Below are 21488 nucleotides of genomic sequence, written 5' to 3'. Positions count from 1 at the left end.
CTTGCTGCTGCGTGGACACCCGTGGGACCACCATGGCCCCACGGAAGGTGCCGGAGTATACACAACGACCGGGACCCTGACAAACCGGGGGCGGCCCCGCCCCCCGGTTGACAAACGGCCGGGCTCCGGTCAATAACAACGGCTTCTGCCACCCCGGGCCTCTGGCCGGTTCGAGCCGTCTCACAGGAGAAGCCTTGTCTCCGGGAAACAGACTCGCGATCGTCCTCCTCGTTCCGGCGCTGCCTCTTCTGGCCGGCTGCCAGCGTCCTCCCGCCGTGGCGTTCACAGTCGCCCCGGCGCGGGCGGAAGGGCAGCCGGACCGCCTGGCGGTGACCATGCGGATCCAGGGGGCGCCGTCGAAGGGCCTCGAACTGCGCGGGTTCGCGACGACCGGCGTGCTCAAGATCGAGGACATCTCGGCCGCCGGCGCGGATGGAGCCCCGATCGCGGCCGCCACGACGATCGAGAACGCCTCGTTCAACAACCGCACCCTGGACATCCCCCGGATCGTGCTGCACGGACCGCTCCCCCCGACGCTCGTGGTGCGTTACACCGTGAGGACCGGGACACGCGAGGGGGACAGCCACATGGGGTTCACCGGCCGCTGCCACGGGTACTTCGGGAAAGAGTTCGGCTTCACGGTCGGGCGCGACCTGTTCCTCCTGCCGGACCCCGCGGAGAGGCTGCGGGACCTGTCGGTGACGTTCGACCTGCCGCAGGGCTGGGAGGCGCGGGCGCCGTGGGCGAAAGCCGGCGACGCCTTCCGTCCGGGTGTCGGCGGGACGCTCGCCGCGGAGCACCTGGTCTCGGCTGCAGTCGGCTTCGGCCGTTTCCACGAGAGATCCTTCGATCTCGGCGGCACGCGCTGCCGCCTCGCGTTCGAGGCGGACATCCCCGCGGAGCAGGAGGAGCGCGCAGCCAAGGGTCTCGAGGCGGCGGCGCGGTATGTGCACGGCCTGTTCGGACGCGACCTGGGGCCCGAGTACCTCGTGGTGGTGGCCCCCAAGGCACCGACCGGCGACGAGATCGCCGGGGAGGGCTGGGGGACCGGGCAGGGGGGGACGCTGGCCCCCTTGACCGCCGACCGGCTGCACACGTTCGCGATGTCGCTCATCGAGGCATACGTGCGTCACGCCCCGTACAGGACCGAGGTCGCCCGCCCCGAGGAGTACTGGCTCGTGGACGGCGTCAAGCAGCTGTACTCCTGGCGCGCGGTGGCCGCCGCGGGGCTGATCCCGGAAGAGGAGGTGACGCGCAGCCTGGCGGTCGGCTACCTGCTGTCGATCGGCGTGCTGGGCGTCGAGCCCGACCTCGAGAAGATCTACTCGAGCGCCGGAGCGCACCGGATCGAGACCGAGGCGCGCGCCCCCTTCGTCCTGGCCCACCTCGACCACGAGCTGCGCGGCGGGAGCGGCGGCAAGGAGACGCTGGACGCGCTCCTGCCCACCGTCTTCGGCCGCAGCCGCGCCCCCTCGTTCTGGTCGATCGTCCCCCAGGTCCACCCGGACTTCCGCGCCGAGTTCCGCACGCGCTACGTGCAGGGCCGGGAGATCATCCCGCTCGGGCGGGCCTACACGCTCGCGCCGACACAGCCGCAGCCCGACCCGCCCGCCGGCCCCGTGACCAGGCGGCTGACGCTTCTGTTCACCGGCGACACGCAGGGATACCTCGAGAACTGCGGCTGCAAGGTGAACCAGTCCGGTGGCGTGGCGCGCCGCTCGACCGCCCTGGCGGCGCTCCGGAAGGGGGACCCGCAGGCCCTCCTGCTCGACGTCGGCAGCGCCTTCGTCCGGCCCGAGAAACAGCTCGAGCTCGACTTCCTGACCCGGCAGGAGCAGGCGCTCTACCTCGGCACGCTCGACATGATGCGGTACCAGGCGGCGGCCGTCGGCACGACCGAGCTCACATTTGGACTCGATTACTTCAGGGAGCAGACGCGCGGACTGAGCGTTCCTTTCCTGGCGGCCAACATCCGGAACGACGGGAAGCCGGTCGCACCCGCGACGCTCGTGCTGCGCTCGAACGGGGTGCGCGTGGGGCTGATCGGCGTGTTCGAGCCTCCGTACGGCAAGACCGCCACCGCCCTGTTCGAGGAGAACACCCAGTCGCTGGCGTTCGACGATCCGATCGACACGCTGAAACGCGTGGTCCCGTCCCTCAGGACGAAGGCCGATCTCGTGGTCGCCATCGGGCGCCTCACTCCCTACACGATTCGGACGGTGGCCGCCTCCGTGCCCGGCCTCGACGCGGTCATCTCGAGCGAGTACCGCGCTCCCGCGAAGATCGACGGCAAGGAGGAGCACATCCACCCCGAGGATCAGCCCGGGTTCGTCGGTCGGATGCTGGTGGCCTACTCGAGCCTGACCAATTACGGCCTGAGCAGCGTCCGTCTGGGGCTCGACGCTCAAGGCCGGATCGCCTCGGCCGAATTCGGCGACCACTGGCTCTACGAGGACACGCCGGACGACCCGCGGGTGCGCGAGACCCTGAACCGCTTCTACGATCGGGTCGGCAGGCTGGCCGCGGCACAGGAGGCCGTGCCCCCCCTCTTCGCGGACGATCCGGCGCGCCGCAGCGGAGACTACGTCGGCGCCGCGAAATGCGCCGAGTGCCACGCCGCCGAGATGGCGCAGTGGCGCCGCACCAAGCACGCCTCGGCCTACAAGACGCTCCTCGACCGGCACCGCCACTTCCAGCCGAAGTGCGTGGTGTGCCACGTCGTCGGGTTCGGCACGCCGCACGGCTACCGGCTGGGGATGCCCGAGGCGCTGCTCGCCAACGTGCAGTGCGAGGTGTGCCACGGTCCCGGGGCCGCGCACGCCTCCTCACCGGCCAAGGACAACATCCGCCGCGAGGTCCCGGCGAAGGTCTGTCTCGAGTGCCACACCCCGGATCACTCGGATCACTTCGTGTACGAGGAACGACTGCCCAAGGTGAAGCATGATTATTTCGAGCAGTGAACCGATACGAGGAGGGCCCTCCGATGTCGATGCTCATCAAGTACTCCGCGAGATTCCTGGCGATCGTCGCCGTGACCGCGCTCGTGCTGGCGGCGCTGGCGCCGTCCGTGCCGGCGCATAATCCGTACGTCTCGGCGCTGTCGAGCGTCTCGATCGGCTCGACCTACGCCGTCCCGATCAACTGCCCGAACAACTCCTGCGGCGGCAAGAAGGGGTGCCGGGCGGACCACGGCTTCTACTGCACCCTCTCCGGCGGGACCTGTCAGACGAGCAAGTGCCTGTAGCCCCCTGTTGATGGACGGGCCCGCGACTCCCGCGGGCCCGTCCGTTCCCCAATCCGTTCCTCCAATTCTTCTTGACAGGCCCGGGGAGGCGGTCGTATATGTCCCGGCGCCGTACTACCGTTTCACGAACGACACGAGATGAGGATGGACCTTCGGGATCGCTCCTGAGCCGCGTCCGGATCAAGGACCACGCCCGTTCGTGGCCCCGACGGTTCGTGGCTCAGGGTGGGGGGAGGGCCGCCTGTGCCGACGGGCGGCCCTTTTGCCGTCAGCGGCGATCGAGGCGCGCCAGGATCCTCCGCACCGCCTCGTCGAAATCGGAGCGGGCAGGGAGCAGGCTCAGGACGAGGTACGCCTCGCGCGGGAAGTCGAAGAAGTAGCCGGGGTGGACCAGGACGTCGTCCTCGGCCAGGAGCGTCAGCACCAGGTCCTCCTCGGGCGCCGTCGCCGGCACCTGCAGGACGGCGTACCAGCCTCCGTCGCGCCGGAGCAGCCGGCAGGCCGACCCGGGGTTCAGCCGCCCGCGCAGGGCCTCCAGGTTCTCAGCGACTCTCCGCCGGATGGCGGACCGGATGGCCGCGCCGATTTCGAGCAGACGCCCCGCCGCGCGCATGACCGGCGTCCCGACCGACAGGTACGTGTCGGCGATGAGCTCGAGCCGCTCGAGGGCTTCGCTCACGAGAGCCCCGGGGCCGTCCGCCACGATCCAGCCGAGCTTCATCTGCGGGAGGCCGCAGCTCTTCGATAGCCCGCCGAGCGTGAACGTGAGCGCGCCGTCCGCGGGGCCGGCGGCGGCGCCCGCCCCGCCCGACACGGCGGAGACCATCGGGTCGCCGATGCGCGCGGCCGCGTCGACCTCGTCCTGGTCCAGATAATCGAGAAACACCTCGTCCGAGATCAGAGCGACGCCGCGAGCGCCGCAGATCTCCCGCAGCCGCGACCGCTCCCCCCGTCTCAGCGCCGTCCCGGTCGGGTTGTTCGGGTTCACCAGGACGACAGCGCGGGGGGGTGCCGTGTCTCGAGCGTCGAGGAGGCTCTCGAGGGCGTCCAGATCGATCGAGAAGCGATCGTCGAACGCCAGCGGATAGGTCGAGACCCGCAGACCCTCGAGGGCCGCCAGGTAGTCGAACAGCGGGTAGCTCGGCCGCGGCACGAGGACCGTCTCGCCGGGATCGGCCAGCAGCTTGAACAGGAGAGCGTACGCCTCGCTCGTGCTCGCCGTCAGGAGGAGCCGGTCCGGCGCGACCGGCCGGCCGCGCCGCGCCGCGTCCTCGGCGACCGCCGCGCGCGCCGTCCCGAGGCCGCGCGCCGAGGGCTCGTAGAGGGCGGCGCCCGCGTCGGCGAGCGCCGCCGCAATCGCCTCGGCGGGGTACGACAGACCGGCGCGAGTCGGGTTCGATCCGGTGAGGTCGAAGAGGCGCCTGGCGCGCGTACTCTTCTCGTCCACGAGCCGCGACAGGCGATTGGGCGGACAGGGCCATGCCAACCGGCGCGAGAACATGGCGCTCAGTATACGTGGCGCGCCGCGACGCGCGGGACGGCGGATGGGGCGCTCCGTTCCGGTTTCACTATGCGAGGCGATGTTTCAATTCTCTTGCGCGCCGCGCGCGCCGCTGATATATTTCCTTCCCCACGTCGACGAAGGAGACGCCCATGGCCAACGCACTCGACAGCAGGACGCTCGGTACGGATGTCGCCGGTTCGGGCGCGCAAGCGTTCGCGCCGGCGGCGCTGCCGTTGAGTCTTCCTGACCTCGAGCGCGAGCTCGCCACCGTCCGTCTGCCGCTCGAGGAGGCCACGACGCTCCCGGGGCGGCTCTATCACGACCCGGCGATCCACCAGCGCGAGCTGCGCGACATCTTCTCGAAGATGTGGCTCTGCGTCGGGCGCGAGGAGGACATCGAGAAGCCGGGCGATTTCCTGACGCGCACGGTGGGCCGCGAGAGCGTCATCGTCGTGCGGGACGCGGATGGCCGGATCAACGCCTTCCATAACGTCTGCCGGCACCGCGGCTCGCGCCTGGTCACGGAGCCCTCCGGCTCCGGCCTGAAGAACTTCCTCTGCCCCTACCACGCCTGGACCTACGGGCTCGACGGCGGGCTGCGCGTCGCCCCCCACATGGAGGAGGCCCGCAACTTCGACCGGACGCAGTACGGTCTGAACCGCGTGCGGCTCGAGCGCTGGGACGGCTTCCTGTTCATCAACTTCTCCGCCGGAGATCCCGGCCTGATGGAGCACCTCGGCGAGATGGCGACGAAGTTCTCGCGTTTCAGGATGGGCGCCCTGAGGCGGGGCAAGCGGATCTCCTACAGCGTGGACACGAACTGGAAGATGCTCTGCGAGAACTACTCGGAGTGCTATCACTGCGCCCTGATCCATCCCGAGCTGAACAAGGTGTCGCACTACACGAGCGGCGAGATCGACCTGATCAACCAGGCGACCGTGGGCGGCTGGATGGATCTGCGCAAGGAGGAGTACGAGACGATGTCCCTGAGCGGCAAGAGCAACCGCGCGCCGTTCAAGGGGCTTCCGTCCGAGGACCTGCGCCGCATCCACTACTACATCGTCTACCCGAACATGCTGCTGAGCCTCCACCCCGACTACGTCATGACGCACGTCGTCTGGCCGCAGGAGGTGGGGCGCTGCGACGTCGTCTGCGAGTTCCTGTTCGACGGGGACGAGGTGAGACGGCCGGACTTCGATCCCTCCGACGCCGCCGACTTCTGGGACCTGACCAACCGGCAGGACTGGCACGCCTGCGAGCTGGCCTACCAGGGGACGGAGTCGGGGGGCTACAACCGGGGACGCCTGAGCACGCTCGAGTGGATGGTCCACGTCTTCGACAACTTCGTGGCCGACCGCCTGCTGGGGACGAAGGAGTGGACGCCGATCAGCCGTTCCGGCAAGGAAGCCCCCTAGGACCGCCTCCCTCGGCTCACATCATGTTGAGCTGGAGTCTCGCCGCGTCCGACATCTTCTCGGGCGTCCAGGGGGGATCCCAGACGACCTCGACGCTCACGTTGTTCACTCCCGGGACCGCGCGGATCTTGGCCTCGACCTCGGGGGGGAGCGATCCGGCCACGGGGCAGGCGGGGGACGTCAGGGTCATGCGGACCTTCACCTCGCCCGACGCCTCCTTCACGTCCACGTCGTAGACGAGACCCAGCTCGTAGATGTTGACCGGAATCTCGGGGTCGTAGCAGGTCTGCAGGACCTCGACCACCCTCGCCTTCAGGTCATCGCCCTGCTTCAGATCGGGTATCGGTCCGGACAGATCGATTGGGTCGGTCATCGTTCGGTCACTCCGTCGTGGCGATGTCGCGCGCGTTCTCGAGGGCCGCGCGCAGCGTGTGCCAGGCCAGCGTGGCGCACTTGACGCGCACCGGGAACTCGCGCACGCCCGAGAACACCACCAGCTTTCCGAGGACATTCGGGTCGGCGGACGCGCCGTCCTCGGTGAGCAGGCGGTGGAACGCCTGGAACAGATCCTCGGCCTCCGTCCGGCTCCTCCCCTTCAGGCTCTCCGTCATCATCGAGGCGGAGGCCTTCGAGATGGCGCAGCCCGATCCCTGGAAGCGCACGTCCTTGAGGATGTCCCCCTCCAGGACCACGGACACGGTCACCCGGTCTCCGCACAGCGGGTTGTGCCCCTCGGCCCGCCGGGAGGCCGACGGCAGGTCGCCGAAGTTCCGCGGCCGCCGGTTGTGGTCCAGGATCACTTCCTGGTACAGGTCCCCCAGTTCGGTCGACATCAGCGGAAGACCTCGAGCACACGCCGGAGTCCCGCGGCCAGCGCGTCGATGTCCTCCCGGGTGTTGTACAGGGCCAGGGAGGCGCGCGCCGTCGCGTCGACGCCCAGACGCTCCATGAGCGGCTGGGCGCAGTGGTGGCCGGCGCGGATGGCCACACCCTCGCGGTCCAGGATCGTGCCGATGTCGTGCGGGTGCACGCCGTCCATGACGAACGACAGGACCGAGGTCTTCTCCCGGGCCGTGCCGACGAGCCGCACACGCGGCAGACCGCCGACCTTGTCGGTCGCGTACGCCAGGAGATCCTCCTCGTGCGCCATCCGTCCGCCGGCATCCAGCCCCGAGAGGTAGTCGACCGCCGCTCCGAGTCCGATCACACCCGCGATGTGGGGCGTGCCGGCCTCGAACTTGTACGGCAGACGGTTGTACTCGGTCTTCTCGAAGGTGACCGAGGCGATCATGTCGCCGCCCCCCTGGTACGGCGGCATCCCCTCCAGGTGGTGCTCCTTCCCGTACAGGATGCCGATGCCCGTCGGCCCGAACATCTTGTGCCCCGACAGAGTGTAGAAGTCGCAGTCGAGATCCCGGACGTCGATCGGCAGGTGGGGCGCCGCCTGGGCGCCGTCGACCAGGACCGGGATACCCCTGGCGTGCGCCGCCTCGACGATTCGCCGCACCGGGTTGATCGTCCCGAGGGCGTTCGACACGTGCGCCACCGAGACGATCCGCGTCTTCGGCGTCAGGAGTCTCTCCAGCTCGTCGAGCACGAGATCGCCGCGATCGTCGATCGGGACGACCCGCAGGCGGGCGCCCTTTTCCCCGCACAGGATCTGCCAGGGGACGATGTTCGAGTGGTGCTCCAGGGCGGTGATCAGCACCTCGTCCCCTGCTCCGACGTGCGCGCGCCCGTAGGTCTGCGCCACCAGGTTGATCGCCTCGGTCGTGCCGCGGACGAAGACGATCTCCCGGTCCTGCGCGGCGTTGACGAAGCGCCGCAGCCTGCCGCGCGCGCTCTCGTAAGCGGCCGTGGCGCGCTCGCTCAGGGCGTGCAGGCCGCGGTGGATGTTGGCGTTGTCGTGCTCGTAGAAGCCCACGATCGCGTCGATGACGGCGCGCGGCTTCTGCGACGTGGCGGCGTTGTCGAGGTAGACGAGCGGCTTCCCGAAGACCTTCTGGTTCAGGATCGGGAAGTCCTCGCGGATCCGGCGCACCTCGAAGGGGGCTGTCTTCGCTGTCCGCGCCGCCGGCCGGGCCACCGTCACGCCCCCACCCCCGCCCCGTGTCCCTTGCGCAGGCGCGTGAACAGCAGGCACTCGAGCCCGGCCCGGATCGGCTCGATCCGCATGCCGCGCAGGACCTCGCTGACGAACGCCTGGATAAGAAGATTCCGCGCCGCCTCCTCGCTGATGGCGCGGGTCCTCAGGTAGAACATGGCGTCCTCGTCGATCTGGCCGATGGTCGCGCCGTGCGTGCACTTCACGTCGTCCGCGAGGATCTGCAGCCTCGGCGTCGTGTCGACCAGCGCCTCCTCCGACACCAGGAGGTTCTTGTTGGTCTGGTGCGCGTCGCTCTTCTGCGCGTCCTGGCGCACGATGATCCGTCCGTCGAACACACCTCGCGAGCGGTCGTCCAGGACTCCCTTGTACAGCTCGTGGCTCGTGCACCCGGGGCTGGCGTGATCGATGAGCGTGTGGTTGTCCACGTGCTGCGCGCCGCCGGTGATGTACAGGCCGTCCAGACGCACCTCCCCTCCCTCCGCACCGAGGAGCGTGCCGAGATCGGTGCGCACCAGCTCACCGCCCAGCGAGATGTTCCAGGACCCGAGGCGGGCGTAGCGTCCCAGGTCGGCCTGCAGGACGCCGACGTGGAACGCCCTCTCGCTCTCGCGCTGCAGCCTGTAGTGATCGACGGCCGCGTCCTCGCCCACGACGATCTCCGTCACCGCGTCCGTGAAGTACACATCGTGGTGCGGACCGACGTAGCTCTCGACGACCGACAGCCGGCTCGACTTCCCGGCCACGATCAGGTTCCTGGGATACGAAACGACCGGTCCGTCCGGCGAGGTCGAGATGAACAGAAGGTGCACCGGCTCGTCGACCACGGCGCCGTCCGGCACCCGGAGGTACGCACCGTCCTGCATGAACGCCGTGTTGAGCGCGGCAAAGGCGTGGGTGCGATCGTCGGCATGGCGCGCCAGGTGCGGCTCGATCTCGTCGCGGCGCTTCGCGAGCGCCTGCGCCAGCGGCTCGACCACGACACCCGCGGGGAACGGCCGCAGGCGCGACAGCCCCGGGGCGTAATGGCCGTTGATGAACACCAGGTGGGTGCACTCCCAGGGCTCGAAGGTGAACCGCTCGATGGCCCGGCCCGTGAAGCCGTTGGTGACCGGCCGCGCCTGCGGCTGGAACGGCGCCTTCAGGATCGGCCCGATGCTGGTCTTGCGCCATTCCTCCTGGCGCATGGTCGGAAAGCCGAGCCCGGCGAAGCGCGCGATGGCGGCCTCGCGGAGCGGCCGGGTCCATGCGTCCGCCCCGGCTGGAAGGTCCTTCTGCCGGCGGGCGAACGCGGAGAGATAGTGGTCCGTGGAGATCATCGGTTTCTCTACACCAGCGGGGGGGCGCCGGCGCGGGTACGATTCGTCTCCTGCTCGACCCAGGCGTAACCCCTCTTCTCGAGCTCCAGAGCCAGGTCCTTGTCGCCCGAGCGCACGATGCGACCGTTGTGCAGGACGTGCACGCGATCCGGGACGATGAAGTTCAAAAGTCTCTGGTAGTGCGTGATCACCAGCATGGAGCGCGTCTTCGAGCGCAGGCCGTTGACGCCGTTGGCCACGACCCGGAGCGCGTCGATGTCGAGCCCGCTGTCGGTCTCGTCCAGGACGGCGAGCCTCGGATCGAGCACCGCCATCTGCAAGACCTCGTTGCGCTTCTTCTCGCCGCCCGAAAAACCTTCGTTGACCGCGCGGTTCAGGAAGCTCTGGTCGATCTCGACCAGCTTCATCTTCTCCTTGATCATCGCCAGGAACTCCATGGCGTCGAGCTCGGTCTGGCCGCGGTGCTTGCGGATCGCGTTGAGCCCCGCCTTGAGGAGGTACATCGTGCTGACGCCCGGGATCTCCACCGGGTACTGGAACGCCAGGAACAGTCCCTCCCAGGCGCGCTCCTCGGGCGGCATCGCCAGGAGGTCCTTGCCCATGTAGAGGACGCTCCCCTCGGTGACCTCGATCGACTCGCGGCCGGCGAGGACATTCGCGAGCGTGCTCTTGCCGGAGCCGTTGGGCCCCATGATGGCGTGCACCTCGCCCGCCTGGACCTCGAGATCGATCCCCCGGAGGATCTCCTTGTCGCCGGCCCGGGCGTGCAGATTGCGGATCTGAAGCATGACTGGAACCCTCGCTCGACGGGATGGGTGCGTCAGCCGACGCTGCCTTCCAGGCTGACGCCGAGCAGCTTCTGCGCCTCGACCGCGAACTCCATCGGCAGCTCGCGGAACACTTCCTTGCAGAAGCCGCTGACGATCAGGTTGACGGCGTCCTCCGGCTTGATGCCGCGCTGCCGGCAGTAGAACAGCTGGTCCTCGCCGATCTTCGACGTCGAGGCCTCGTGCTCGAGGCGGGCCGTGCTGTTCTTCACCTCGATGTAGGGGAAGGTGTGCGCCCCGCAGGTGTCGCTCATCAAGAGCGAGTCGCACTGCGAATAGTTGCGCGCCCCGCGCGCCCCCTTCATGATCTTCACCATCCCGCGGTAGGTGTTCTGCCCGTGGCCGGCGGAGATCCCCTTCGAGATGATCGTGCTGCGCGTGTTGCGGCCGATGTGGATCATCTTCGTGCCGGTGTCCGCCTGCTGGCGGTTGTTGGTCACGGCCACCGAGTAGAACTCGCCGATCGAGTTGTCCCCCTGCAGGATGCAGGACGGATACTTCCAGGTGATCGCCGAGCCGGTCTCGACCTGCGTCCAGGAGATCTTCGAATTCTCCCCCTGGCACTTGCCGCGCTTGGTGACGAAATTGTAGATGCCCCCCTTCCCCTCGCGGTCGCCCGGGTACCAGTTCTGCACCGTCGAGTACTTGATGGTCGCGTTCTTGAGGGCCACGAGCTCGACCACCGCCGCGTGCAGCTGGTTGGTGTCGCGCTTGGGCGCCGTGCACCCTTCCAGGTAGGAGACGTAGGCCCCTTCGTCCGCGACGATCAGCGTGCGCTCGAACTGCCCCGTGTCCGCGGCGTTGATGCGGAAATAGGTCGACAGCTCCATCGGGCAGCGCACCCCCTTCGGGATGTAGGCGAACGAGCCGTCGCTGAACACGGCCGAGTTCAGCGCCGCGAAGAAGTTGTCGTTGTGCGGCACGACCGTCCCGAGATACTGCTTCACCAGCTCGGGGTGCTCCAGCACCGCCTCGGAGAAGGAGCAGAAGATGATCCCGAGCTCCCTAAGCTTCGCCTTGAACGTCGTGGCGACCGACACGCTGTCGAACACGGCGTCCACGGCCACGCCCGCCAGCACTTTCTGCTCCCCCAGCGGGATCCCGAGCTTCTCGTAGGTCTTCAGGAGCTCGGGGTCGACTTCGTCGAGACTCCCGAGCTGCTTCTTCACCTTCGGCGCCGAGTAATAGATGATGTTCTGGTAGTCGATCTTCGGATAATGCACGTTGGCCCAGGTCGGCTCCGTCATCGTCAGCCAGTGACGGTAGGCCTTCAGACGCCACTCCAGCATGAACTCCGGCTCGTTCTTCTTCTGCGAGATGGCCCGGACGATCTCCTCGCTCAGCCCGCGCGGCACCGTTTCGGCTTCGATGTCGGTCACGAAGCCGTACTTGTAGTCCTGCTGCGTCAGGTCCTGGATCGTCTTGGTCGAGCTTCGCGCCATCACGCGCCCCCTTGCCCGCAGTCGGTGCAGCGCACTGCGAGGGCCCCGTTGCCGCACGCGGCCGGCGCGCGCTCGTCCAGAACGGCATGCATGGTCTTCTCGCTGCTGAGGAGCTCCGACAGCATCGTCCTGCGCAGCACGCGCTCCAGGAGATCCTCGAGCACGCCCCACAGGGATCGGATGGAGCAGTCCCCCATGTGCGTGCAGACTTTCAGGTCCCCCGCGTGCCGGTCGCAGTAGCTCGTGTCGTAGAGCCTCCCGCCGCCCAGCGCCGACAGGACCTCCGCCAGGCTGATCGTCTCCGACGTCCTGCGCAGCGTGTAGCCGCCCGTCCGGCCCAGAACGCTCTTGACCAGACCGGCCTTGCGCAGGACACGGATGAGCTTGGCCACGTGCGGGACGGTCAGCCCCTCCTCCCGGGCGATCTCCGCCAGGGTCATGGGGCCCGCCTGCCCGTGTCTCTGCCGCCGGGCGATCTGGAGGATGCAGCGGAGTCCGTATTCTTCCTGGGCCGAGACTTTCACTTTCGTAACGCTCCCGGTATCGCGTTCAACGCTGGGGACGTACAGGGGGAATCATATTAAACGTGTACTTTCATGTCAACTATAATCTGCCGTCTGGACGAAAGGGATTCAAGTACGATGAGGGCCGGTCCGGGGGTAAAGGATGCCGCGCGTCGCACAGCCACACACGGGGTTCGACGGTCTCCTGGTCGGGGCGTTCGAGAGCCGGCTGGCCGCGGAGATGTCGCGCCTCATCGAGGCGCACGGCGGCCGGCCCATGGTCGCGCCGTCGATGCGGGAGATCCCTCTCGAGGAGAACCGCGAGGCGCTCGAGTTCGGCGACAGGCTTCTCGCCGGGCACTGGGACATCCTCATCCTGCTGACCGGCGTCGGTCTCAAGACGCTGGTCACGGCGCTCGAGACACGCCACCCGCGCGCCCGCATCGTCGAGGCGCTGGGCAAGGTGACGCGCGTCTGCCGAGGTCCCAAACCGGTCGCCGCCCTGAAGGCGCTCGGTCTGTCCCCCGGGATCACCGTCCCCGAGCCGAATACCTGGATGGAGCTCCTGCGCACCCTCGACGAGAAGTCGGACGTCGCCGGCCGTCGCGTGGCGGTGCAGGAGTACGGCATCAGCAATCTCGAGCTCCTGCAAGGGCTGAGGGAGCGCGGCGCCGAGGTGACGCGCGTCCCGGTGTACCGCTGGGGGCTGCCGCACGACCTCGCCCCCCTGCGCGCGGCGCTCCAGGCGATCGCCGACGCCCAGGTTCCCGTCGTCCTGTTCACCAACGCGAACCAGGTGGAGAACGTCATGCAGGTCGCCCGCGACGCCGGACTGGACGAAAGGGTCCGGGCGGCGCTGGCGCGCGGGGTCGTCGCGTCGGTGGGCCCGATCGCCAGCGAGAGCCTGCGCAACCATGGTCTTGGGGTCGACGTGGAGCCGCCGCATCCGAAGATGGGTCCGCTGGTGAAGGAAGCGAGCCTGCGCTGCCACGCGATCCTGGAGGCGAAGCGGGACCCGGGGGGCGGTGGCGCGGGCGGCGGCAGGGGGCCGGCGTCGCGCGGCGGTTCCGGGCCGGGCGCGGGCCACGGACCGTCGGACCGTAAGGCGCGAGGGGCAGCGATGTCGCCGACCGGCGCGGTCGCGGCGATCGAGATCGCCCCGCAGCCGGCGCGCCCCGGGGTGCGCGGCCTGGATCCGCTTCTCGACAGTCCGTTCATGCGCGCCTGCCGTCGCGACACCACCTCCGTCACGCCGGTCTGGCTCATGCGCCAGGCGGGGCGCTACATGCGGGAATACCGTCAGATCCGCGCGCGCCGTTCGTTTCTGGAGATCTGCCGCGACCCCGACCTGGTGACGCAGATCACCGTCTACGCTGTCGAGCGGCTTCGGGTCGATTCCGCGATCATCTTCGCCGACCTCCTGCTGCCGGTGCAGGGGACCGGTCTCTCCCTCGCCTACACGAAGGGGGAGGGACCGTCCATCGATCCGCCGCTGCGCGCGCCGGAGGACGTCGATCGCCTGCGCGAGCCGGATCTCGAGGAGAGCGTCGGCTACGTCTTCGAGGCGATCCGCCGGACGCGACGCGCCCTGCCGGCGAACATTCCGCTGCTCGGCTTCGCGGGCGCCCCGTTCACCCTGGCGTCCTACATGATCGAAGGGGGCGGCTCGACGCACTACGTGAAGACCAAGTCCTTCTTCATGAAGGATCCGGGGGCGTGGCACGCGCTCCTCGAGAAGCTCTCGCGCATCACCGTGGCGTACCTGAACGCGCAGATCGCCGCCGGCGCGCAGGCGGTGCAGCTGTTCGACACCTGGGTCGGCTGCCTCGGTCCCGCGGACTACCGGGCCTTCGTCCTGCCGCACACCAAGCGCGTCCTCGACGCCGTCACCCCCGGCACGCCGGTCATCCATTTCGGCACCGGGACCGCGGGTCTCCTGCCGCTGATGCGCGAAGCGGGCGGCGGCGTCATCGGGCTCGACTGGCGCCTGGACCTGGTGCAGGCGTGGGACGGCCTGGGCGACGTCGCGGTGCAGGGGAACCTCGATCCGACCGTGCTGTTCGCCCCGCGCGACGAGGTGCGGCGCCGGACCCTCGACCTTCTCGGGCGGGTGGGCGGCCGGCCGGGGCACATCTTCAACCTGGGGCACGGCATCCTGCCGCACACACCGCTCGACAACGTCCTCGCCCTGGTGGACGCGGTGCACTCGTGGGGAGGCGCGTGAGTGGCCGGCGCACCCGCGCACGATTCGGTCCTTCTCCTCGGCTTCGGCGGACCGACGCGCCGTGACGAGGTCCGCCCCTTCCTCGACAACGTCCTGCGCGGCAAACCGGTCACGCGGGAGCGCTACGAGGAGGTCGTGCGGCATTACGACGAGGCGGGCGGCTCGTCCCCTTTCAACCGATTGACCTTCGCCCAGGCGGAGAGCCTGCGCCTCCTCCTGTCGGCCGAAGGACCCCGTCTCCAGGTGTACGTCGGAATGCGTCACTGGGAGCCGTACATCACCGACACCCTCACCGAGATGGCGCACGAAGGACGGCGCCGGGCCGTCGGCGTGGTCCTCGCCGCGCACCGCTCCCCCCCCTCCTGGGAGGCGTATCTCGCGAGCGTGGACGAGGCGCGCGGGCGGCTGGGCGATTCCGCCCCCGTCGTCGATTACGTCGCGGCCTGGTCCGATCATCCACTCCTCATCGAGGCGCTCGCCGAACGGACCCTGGCCGCCATCGCCTCGGTTCCGGAAGCGCGGCGCGGCCGCGCGCGAGTCGTCTTCACGGCGCACAGCCTCCCGACCGGGATGGCCGAACGATCGGGATACACCGCGGGTCTGAGGCGCACCGCCGGCCTTCTGGCCGGTCGCCTGGGTGTTGCGACCTGGTCGCTCGCCTTCACGAGCCGCAGCGGCAACCCGTCGGACCCCTGGCTCGAGCCGGACATCGGCGACGCGCTCCGCACCCTGCAGCGGGACGGCGCCCAGGACGTCGTCGTGTCGCCGATCGGTTTCCTGAGCGATCACGTGGAGGTCCTCTACGACCTCGACATCGCCGCCCGCAGGACCGCGGACGGGCTCGGGATCGGCTTCTTCCGCGCGGGAACACCGGGTGACCATCCTTCCTTCATCCGCATGCTCGCCCTCGTGGTGCGGGACGTGGTGACGGGAGGATGAGCGGGATCAGGGTGATCGTCGCCGGCGCCGGCGTCGGCGGGCTCGCCTGCGCCCATCGCCTCCTGGCCCAGTCCCGCGATCGGGGCATCCCCCTCGAACTGGCGGTGCTCGAGGCCGCGCCCCGCGCCGGCGGAGTGATCGCGACCGACCACGTGGATGGCTGCGTCATCGAAGGAGGGCCCGACTGCTTCGTCTCCGACAAGCCTTGGGGGATCGATCTCTGCAGGAGAGCCGGTCTCGCGGACGAGATCGTCGGCACGAACCCGACCCTTCGCCGATCCTTCGTGTACACCCGCGGAGCGTTGCGGCCGATCCCGGAAGGCTACCAGCTTCTCGCTCCGAGCCGCCTGCTGCCGTTCGCAACGACCCGGATCCTCGGCCTGGGGGGCAAGCTGCGCGCCGCCTGCGATCTCGTCCTGCCACGCGGGCCCGACGTCCCGGACGAGAGCCTCGCCTCCTTCGTGAGGCGGCGCTTCGGGCGGGAGACCCTCGACCGTCTGGCGCAGCCGCTCCTGGCCGGCATCTACAACGCCGACCCCGAGCGACTCAGCCTGCGCGCCACGATGCCCCGCTTCCTGGAGCTGGAGCGCCGGCATCGCAGCGTGATCCTCGGTCTCCTGCGCGCCCGCCGCAGCCTTCCGGCCGAAGCCCGGACGGGAGTCAGCGGGGCGCGCTACTCGATCTTCGTGACGCTCAAGACGGGACTGCAGACGCTCACCGACCGCCTGGCGGGCTCCCTGCCGGCCGGCTCGCTTCGTCTTGGCGCGAGGCTTTTGCGACTCGACGCGGCGCCGGTGTCGGCCGCCCCGGCGGCGGCGCGCTGGAGGGTCTCGATCTCCGGCGGTGAGACGCTCGAGGCCGACGCCGTCGTCCTCGCCGCGCCCGCGTGCGTGGCGGCGCCGCTCGTGCGGGCGTTCGACCCACCGCTCGCCGATCTCCTGGCGCAGATCCCCTACGGCGGCGCCGCCACGGTCAGCCTGGCCTACCGCCGCGCCGACGTCAGCCACCCTCTCGACGGCTTCGGGTTCGTCGTGCCCAGGACCGAGAACCGGCGGCTGGTCGCCTGCTCGTTCTCGAGCGTCAAGTTCCCGGGACGCGCCCCCGCGGACAAGGTCCTGCTTCGCGCCTTCCTCGACGGGCGGACCTCCGACGGGGTCGAGCCCGCCCACCTCGAGCGGATCGTCCGCGACGACCTGCGCGACATCCTGGGGATCACGGCGTCCCCTCTGTTCGCCCGGTCCTACGTCCACACTGCGGCGATGGCGCAGTATGAGGTCGGCCACCTCGAGGTGGCGCAGGCGGTGGACGATCGGCTGTCGCGCCACGGCGGGCTGTTCGTCGCGGGGAACGGGCTGCGGGGCGTCGGGCTGCCCGACTGCGTCCACAGCGGCGAGGTCGCGGCCGACGGCGTCCTGGCGCGCGCCGGGATGGTATCCTTGGTGCGATGAGACCTCCGAGCGCCGCCCGCTTCCGCCACAGGAGTCCGCGATGACCATCGTGATCGGCTGCGACCACGCCGGGTACGCCCTGAAGACCATCCTCGTCGAGATGCTTCGCCGCGAGGGGCACACGGTGCAGGACCTCACGCCCGCTCTCGACCCGAAGGACGACTATCCCGACAGCGCAGCCGCGGTCGCCCGCGCGGTGGCGGGGCGCAGGGCCGAGCGCGGCATCATCGTCTGCGGCAGCGGCGTCGGCGCTTCGGTCGCCGCCAACAAGATCCGCGGCGCGCGTGCCGGCCTGTGCCACGACACCTACAGCGCCCGGCAGGGCGTCGAGCACGACGACACGAACGTGCTGTGCCTCGGGGCGAGGGTCGTCGGGGACGCGCTGGCGCAGGATCTGGCCCGCTCCTTCCTCGGCGCCCGCTTCAGCGGCGAGGAGCGGCACGTCCGCCGGCTGAAGAAGATCCAGGCGCTCGAGAAGGAGTGACGCATGCAGATCGGCATCGTCGGTCTCGGCCGCATGGGCGGCAACATGGCTCGGCGCTGGATGCGCGGCGGCCACACCGTCGTGGGTCACGTCCGCAATGAAGCGACGCTCCAGGCGTTCGCGAAGGAAGGGCTCGTCCCCGCCGCGACGCTGGAGGACCTGGTGTCGCGCCTGAAGCCGCCGAGAGCCGTGTGGCTGATGCTGCCGGCGGGCGGCCCGACCGAAGAGGCGGTGACGCGGCTCGGCTCGCTGCTCGCGTCCGGCGACGCGCTGGTCGACGGCGGCAACAGCTACTATAAGGATGACCTTCGCCGCGCCGCCCTCCTGACGCCTCGCGGGCTGCACTACCTGGACGAGGGGACCAGCGGGGGCGTCTGGGGTCTGACCGAAGGGTACTGCCTGATGATCGGCGGCCCCGCGGAGGTCGTCGAGCGTCTGCGTCCCGCCTTCGTCACGCTCGCCCCGGCGCCCGAGCGGGGCTGGGGCCGGGTCGGCCCCACCGGGGCCGGCCACTTCGTCAAGATGATCCACAACGGCATCGAGTACGGCATGATGCAGTCCTACGCCGAGGGGTTCGCGCTTCTCGAATCGAAACAGGAGTTCGGTCTCGATCTGAAGCAGGTCGCCGCGATCTGGCAGGACGGCAGCGTCGTGCGCTCGTGGCTCCTCGATCTGGCCGCCCGGGCGCTGCAGGAGAACCCCCGCCTCGAGGGGATCGCGCCGTGGGTCGAGGACTCGGGCGAAGGACGCTGGACGGTGCAGGAGTCGATCGAGAACGCCGTCCCCGCCCCCGTGATCACGCTGTCCCTCATGGCCCGCTTCCGCAGCCGGCAGCCCCTGTCGTTCGCCGACCGGCTGCTCGCGGCCCTGCGCAACCAGTTCGGCGGACACGCCATCAAGAGACCGGGACCATGAGGCCCGAGCGCGCCGGCGCCCCGGCGCCGACGCTGGTCATCTTCGGCGCGACCGGCAGCCTCGCCGCGGGCAAGCTCGTCCCCGCCCTGTTCAGCCTCGACCGCAAGGGCCGCCTGCCCGCGGGCGCGCGCATCCTCGGTGTCGCCCGCCACGACTTCGGCGACGACGGCTACAAGGCTCACCTCGAGGCCACCCTGAAGGAACGCGGCACGCCGTTCGACCAGACCGCCTGGCGGGAGTTTGCGCGCCACCTGCGCTACGTGCGGGGCGACGTGTCGTCCGGCGAAGGGCTCGCGGGCCTGACCCGGACGCTCGCGTCCGAAGGCGGCGACGGTGTGCGCATCTTCTACCTTGCCCTGGCCCCCTGGCTGTACCCGAAGGCGATCGACGGACTGCTCGAGGCCGGCCTCGCCGGAAAGCCGCGCCCCGACGCCGCCCCCGCCCGCCGCATCGTCATCGAGAAACCGTTCGGGAACGATCTCGACTCGGCGCGCGCCCTCAACCACAAGGTACTGTCGGCCTTCGACGAATCGGAGGTGTTCCGTATCGATCACTTCCTGGGCAAGGAGACGGTGCAGAACCTGCTGGTCTTCCGATTCGCCAACCTCCTGTTCGAGCCGGTTTGGAACCGCAACTTCATCGACCACGTGCAGATCACCGTGGCGGAATCCGGATCGGTCGACGACCGCGGGCCGTACTACGACGGCGCCGGCGTGCTGCGCGACATGTTCCAGAACCACCTGATGCAGCTCCTCTGTCTCGTCGCCATCGAGGCGCCCAGCCGCTTCGAGGCCGATGCCCTGCGCGGCGAGAAGGTGAAGCTCCTGGACGCGGTGCGGCGGATCGGCGAGGCCGAGGCGCTGCACCATCTGGTGGCCGGCCAGTACAACGGCTACACGAGCGAGCCGGGGGTGCGGAAGGACTCGCGGACACCGACCTATGCCGCGATCCGCCTGTTCATCGACAACTGGCGCTGGCAGGGCGTGCCGTTCTACCTGCGCTCGGGGAAGGGCCTGGCGAAGAGGGTGAGCGAGATCGTCGTGCAGTTCCTGGCGCCTCCGCACAACATGTTCGACTTGCCGCAGGGTCGGAGACTCGACTCGAACCGCATCAGCCTCGGGATCCAGCCCGACGAAGGCGTGCACATCCGCTTCGAGACCAAGGTCCCGGACCGCGGCATGGAGGTGCGCTCCTCCGCCCTGGTGTTCCACTTCGCCGACGAGGCAAAGGAGGCCCCTCCGGAGGCGTACGAGCGGCTCCTCCTCGACGCGTTCACCGGCGACGTCTCGCTGTTCATGCGCGAGGACGAGATCGAGCAGGCCTGGTCGATCATCGATCCCCTGACGCGGGCGCAGGAGGACCGGAAGGCGCCGCCGCCCGCGCCTTACCCGCGGGGCTCCTGGGGCCCGGCGACCTCCGATCAGCTCCTCCTGCGCGACGGCCGCTACTGGGTGCTCGAGACGGTGTCAGAGGAACAGGCGAATCACCAGGTACGCCGCCGCCGAGACCGCGGCTGAGATCGGGATCGTCAGGATCCAGGCCCAGACGATCTGCCGCGCCACGCCCCAGCGCACCGCGGTCAGCCGGTGCGTCGCCCCCACCCCCATGATCGCCCCGGTGATGGTGTGCGTCGTCGAGACCGGGATGCCCCAGAGGGCCGTCCCGAGCAGGGTGATCGCCCCGGCGGTCTCGGCCGAGAACCCGCCGATCGGCCGCAGCTTGGTGATCCGCATCCCCATCGTCTTGACGATCCGCCAGCCACCGGCGAGCGTCCCGGCGGCGATGGCGGCGTGGCAGATCAGGATGACCCAGATCGGAACGTGGAACTCCTTCATGTAGCCCGTGGAGAACAGCAGGATGGTGATGACCCCCATCGTCTTCTGCGCGTCGTTGGTGCCGTGCCCGAGACTGTAGAAGGCGGCCGACACCAGCTGCAGGCGCCTGAAGCGCCGGTCCACGACGGACGGATACGAGTTGCGGTGCAGCCAGAGGAGGAGGAGCATCGTCAGGAAGCCGAGGCTGAGCCCGATGAGCGGGGACAGGACGATGAACAGCAGAATCTTCCCGAGCCCGGCCGGGAGCAGCACCGAGAAACCCGAGTGCACGACCGCGGCCCCCGCCAGGCCGCCGATGAGGGCGTGCGACGACGAGACCGGCAGCCCCAGCCACCAGGTGATCAGGTTCCAGGTGATGGCGCCGCACAGACCGCCGAGCACGACCCAGCGATCGATGGCCGACGGATCGACGACCCCCTTCCCGAGCGTGGTCGCGACCTTCACGCCGAATCCGAAGGCGGCCACGAAGTTGAAGAAGGCCGCCCAGGCGACGGCGGTGTTGGGCGACAGCGTGCCGGTCGAGACGACGGTCGCGACCGAGTTCGCCGCGTCGTGGAAGCCGTTCAGGAAATCGAAGACGAGGGCGACCAGGATGATGGCGACGACGGAGATAAGCACAGGCTACTGGTGCTTCAGGATGATGCGCTCGAGGACGATGGCGATGTCCTCGCCCGCGTCGGTGGCCGCCTCGAGGGTCTCGATGATCTCCTTCGCCTTGATGACGAAGATCGGGTCCCGCCCCGAGTCGAAGATGCGCGCCATGGCCTCCCGGTAGAGCTTGTCCCCATCCTTCTCGAGCTGGTTGATCCGCGCGCAGTGCCGCATGATCGTCGCCGCGTCACGCAGGTCCACGACCGCCTTCTGGATCTCCACAGCCTGCTGGTGGATGATGCGCGCCAGGTCGGCCGCGTCCGGAATCTCCCCGCCCACCCTGAACAGGACCGCGCGACTGGCGACGGCGTCGATCAGATCGACCAGGTCGTCCATGCGGGACGCCAGATCGTGGATGTCCTCCCGGTCGATCGGCGTGATGAAGGTGCGGTGCAGGGTCTTCACCAGCTCGTGGATCTGGACGTCGCAGCGGTGCTCGATCTCCTTGATGCGCGAGGCGTAGGCCGCGCCGTCCCCCCCCTTGCCGTTGCGGAACATCTCTTCCAGGATCAGCGCCGCGTCCACGGCGCCCCCCGCCATGGCGGCGAAGGTGTCGAAGAACAGCCGGTCGGTCTTCTTGACGCTCAGCAGCATGACGGCGGAACCTAGCGCAGGCGTGCCGGGGAGTCAAGCA

The 21488-nt window shown here is 69.4% G+C and carries 19 protein-coding genes; 9 read left to right on the top strand and 10 right to left on the bottom strand.

Annotated elements, in window-relative coordinates; all coding sequences use genetic code 11:
- Positions 1-194: 194 nt before the first annotated feature.
- Both VEW47_15150 and VEW47_15145 read left to right on the top strand, forming a co-directional pair.
- Positions 195-2960, top strand: a complete 2766-nt coding sequence (locus VEW47_15150) for a multiheme c-type cytochrome (GenBank protein HYS06518.1) — start codon at positions 195-197, stop codon at positions 2958-2960.
- 23 nt (positions 2961-2983) lie between these two features.
- On the top strand, positions 2984-3244 hold the full coding sequence (locus VEW47_15145) for a hypothetical protein (protein HYS06517.1): 261 nt from the start codon (positions 2984-2986) through the stop codon (positions 3242-3244).
- Between the two features lie 268 nt (positions 3245-3512).
- Here VEW47_15145 and VEW47_15140 read toward each other — a convergent pair whose 3' ends face one another.
- Positions 3513-4691 (bottom strand): pyridoxal phosphate-dependent aminotransferase, encoded by a 1179-nt coding sequence (locus tag VEW47_15140; protein ID HYS06516.1) that lies wholly within the window; start codon positions 4689-4691, stop codon positions 3513-3515.
- Positions 4692-4897: 206 nt separating this feature from the next.
- Between VEW47_15140 and VEW47_15135 the strand changes: the two genes are divergently transcribed.
- A complete protein-coding gene (locus tag VEW47_15135; protein ID HYS06515.1) occupies positions 4898-6163 on the top strand; it encodes an aromatic ring-hydroxylating dioxygenase subunit alpha in 1266 nt (421 codons plus the stop codon).
- 16 nt (positions 6164-6179) lie between these two features.
- Here VEW47_15135 and VEW47_15130 read toward each other — a convergent pair whose 3' ends face one another.
- The 7 genes from VEW47_15130 to VEW47_15100 are packed head-to-tail and all read right to left on the bottom strand — an operon-like array spanning position 6180 to position 12379.
- Positions 6180-6536 carry an SUF system Fe-S cluster assembly protein gene (locus tag VEW47_15130; GenBank protein HYS06514.1) on the bottom strand — a complete coding sequence of 119 codons (357 nt, stop codon included), beginning with the start codon at positions 6534-6536 and terminating at the stop codon, positions 6180-6182.
- Between the two features lie 7 nt (positions 6537-6543).
- Positions 6544-6996 carry an SUF system NifU family Fe-S cluster assembly protein gene (locus VEW47_15125; GenBank protein ID HYS06513.1) on the bottom strand — a complete coding sequence of 151 codons (453 nt, stop codon included), beginning with the start codon at positions 6994-6996 and terminating at the stop codon, positions 6544-6546.
- Entirely contained in the window at positions 6996-8255 is a 1260-nt protein-coding gene (locus VEW47_15120) for a cysteine desulfurase (protein ID HYS06512.1), read from the bottom strand. Before VEW47_15120 ends, VEW47_15125 begins: the two co-directional genes overlap by 1 nt.
- The gene (gene sufD, locus VEW47_15115; protein ID HYS06511.1) at positions 8252-9586 is read right to left on the bottom strand and encodes a Fe-S cluster assembly protein SufD; all 1335 of its coding nucleotides are present in this window, start codon (positions 9584-9586) and stop codon (positions 8252-8254) included. The genes VEW47_15120 and sufD overlap by 4 nt, the downstream gene beginning before the upstream one ends.
- A gap of 8 nt (positions 9587-9594) precedes the next feature.
- Positions 9595-10374, bottom strand: coding sequence for a Fe-S cluster assembly ATPase SufC (gene sufC / locus VEW47_15110; GenBank protein ID HYS06510.1), 780 nt, complete (start codon positions 10372-10374; stop codon positions 9595-9597).
- A gap of 32 nt (positions 10375-10406) precedes the next feature.
- Positions 10407-11855: a Fe-S cluster assembly protein SufB gene (gene sufB / locus VEW47_15105; protein ID HYS06509.1), complete on the bottom strand. Its 1449-nt coding sequence runs from the start codon at positions 11853-11855 to the stop codon at positions 10407-10409.
- A complete protein-coding gene (locus VEW47_15100; GenBank protein ID HYS06508.1) occupies positions 11855-12379 on the bottom strand; it encodes an Rrf2 family transcriptional regulator in 525 nt (174 codons plus the stop codon). Before VEW47_15100 ends, sufB begins: the two co-directional genes overlap by 1 nt.
- Positions 12380-12521: 142 nt before the next feature.
- Between VEW47_15100 and hemE the strand changes: the two genes are divergently transcribed.
- From hemE to zwf, 6 genes are read left to right on the top strand one after another with little or no spacing between them, the layout of a single operon-like run.
- On the top strand, positions 12522-14582 hold the full coding sequence (gene hemE / locus VEW47_15095) for a uroporphyrinogen decarboxylase (GenBank protein ID HYS06507.1): 2061 nt from the start codon (positions 12522-12524) through the stop codon (positions 14580-14582).
- Positions 14583-15521, top strand: coding sequence for a ferrochelatase (gene hemH / locus VEW47_15090; GenBank protein HYS06506.1), 939 nt, complete (start codon positions 14583-14585; stop codon positions 15519-15521).
- Positions 15518-16969, top strand: a complete 1452-nt coding sequence (gene hemG / locus VEW47_15085; protein ID HYS06505.1) for a protoporphyrinogen oxidase — start codon at positions 15518-15520, stop codon at positions 16967-16969. The genes hemH and hemG overlap by 4 nt, the downstream gene beginning before the upstream one ends.
- A 40-nt stretch (positions 16970-17009) precedes the next feature.
- Entirely contained in the window at positions 17010-17453 is a 444-nt protein-coding gene (rpiB, locus tag VEW47_15080; GenBank protein HYS06504.1) for a ribose 5-phosphate isomerase B, read from the top strand.
- A gap of 3 nt (positions 17454-17456) precedes the next feature.
- Positions 17457-18368, top strand: a complete 912-nt coding sequence (gene gnd, locus VEW47_15075; protein ID HYS06503.1) for a decarboxylating 6-phosphogluconate dehydrogenase — start codon at positions 17457-17459, stop codon at positions 18366-18368.
- Entirely contained in the window at positions 18365-19885 is a 1521-nt protein-coding gene (gene zwf / locus VEW47_15070) for a glucose-6-phosphate dehydrogenase (protein HYS06502.1), read from the top strand. The genes gnd and zwf overlap by 4 nt, the downstream gene beginning before the upstream one ends.
- Here the strand turns inward: zwf and VEW47_15065 are convergent.
- Positions 19835-20821, bottom strand: a complete 987-nt coding sequence (locus VEW47_15065; GenBank protein HYS06501.1) for an inorganic phosphate transporter — start codon at positions 20819-20821, stop codon at positions 19835-19837. The genes zwf and VEW47_15065 overlap by 51 nt on opposite strands.
- 3 nt (positions 20822-20824) lie before the next feature.
- Positions 20825-21448 carry a DUF47 family protein gene (locus VEW47_15060; protein ID HYS06500.1) on the bottom strand — a complete coding sequence of 208 codons (624 nt, stop codon included), beginning with the start codon at positions 21446-21448 and terminating at the stop codon, positions 20825-20827.
- Positions 21449-21488: the final 40 nt, after the last annotated feature.

The sequence above is a fragment of the Candidatus Dormiibacterota bacterium genome (assembly GCA_035635555.1).
Lineage (GTDB): Bacteria > Acidobacteriota > Polarisedimenticolia > Gp22-AA2 > Gp22-AA2 > Gp22-AA3.
Note: the sequence above shows the minus strand (reverse complement) of the source record. Positions and strands in the feature narration are given on the sequence as shown.

Coding starts and splice junctions, on each gene's coding strand:
- hemG (HYS06505.1), top strand. CDS start 15,518: ATGAGCGGGATCAGGGTGATCGTCGCCGGCGCCGGCGTCGGCGGGCTC.
- gnd (HYS06503.1), top strand. CDS start 17,457: ATGCAGATCGGCATCGTCGGTCTCGGCCGCATGGGCGGCAACATGGCT.
- VEW47_15130 (HYS06514.1), bottom strand. CDS start 6,536: ATGACCGACCCAATCGATCTGTCCGGACCGATACCCGATCTGAAGCAG.
- zwf (HYS06502.1), top strand. CDS start 18,365: ATGAGGCCCGAGCGCGCCGGCGCCCCGGCGCCGACGCTGGTCATCTTC.
- VEW47_15125 (HYS06513.1), bottom strand. CDS start 6,996: ATGTCGACCGAACTGGGGGACCTGTACCAGGAAGTGATCCTGGACCAC.
- hemE (HYS06507.1), top strand. CDS start 12,522: ATGCCGCGCGTCGCACAGCCACACACGGGGTTCGACGGTCTCCTGGTC.
- VEW47_15060 (HYS06500.1), bottom strand. CDS start 21,448: ATGCTGCTGAGCGTCAAGAAGACCGACCGGCTGTTCTTCGACACCTTC.
- VEW47_15145 (HYS06517.1), top strand. CDS start 2,984: ATGTCGATGCTCATCAAGTACTCCGCGAGATTCCTGGCGATCGTCGCC.
- sufD (HYS06511.1), bottom strand. CDS start 9,586: ATGATCTCCACGGACCACTATCTCTCCGCGTTCGCCCGCCGGCAGAAG.
- VEW47_15135 (HYS06515.1), top strand. CDS start 4,898: ATGGCCAACGCACTCGACAGCAGGACGCTCGGTACGGATGTCGCCGGT.
- rpiB (HYS06504.1), top strand. CDS start 17,010: ATGACCATCGTGATCGGCTGCGACCACGCCGGGTACGCCCTGAAGACC.
- sufC (HYS06510.1), bottom strand. CDS start 10,374: ATGCTTCAGATCCGCAATCTGCACGCCCGGGCCGGCGACAAGGAGATC.
- sufB (HYS06509.1), bottom strand. CDS start 11,855: ATGGCGCGAAGCTCGACCAAGACGATCCAGGACCTGACGCAGCAGGAC.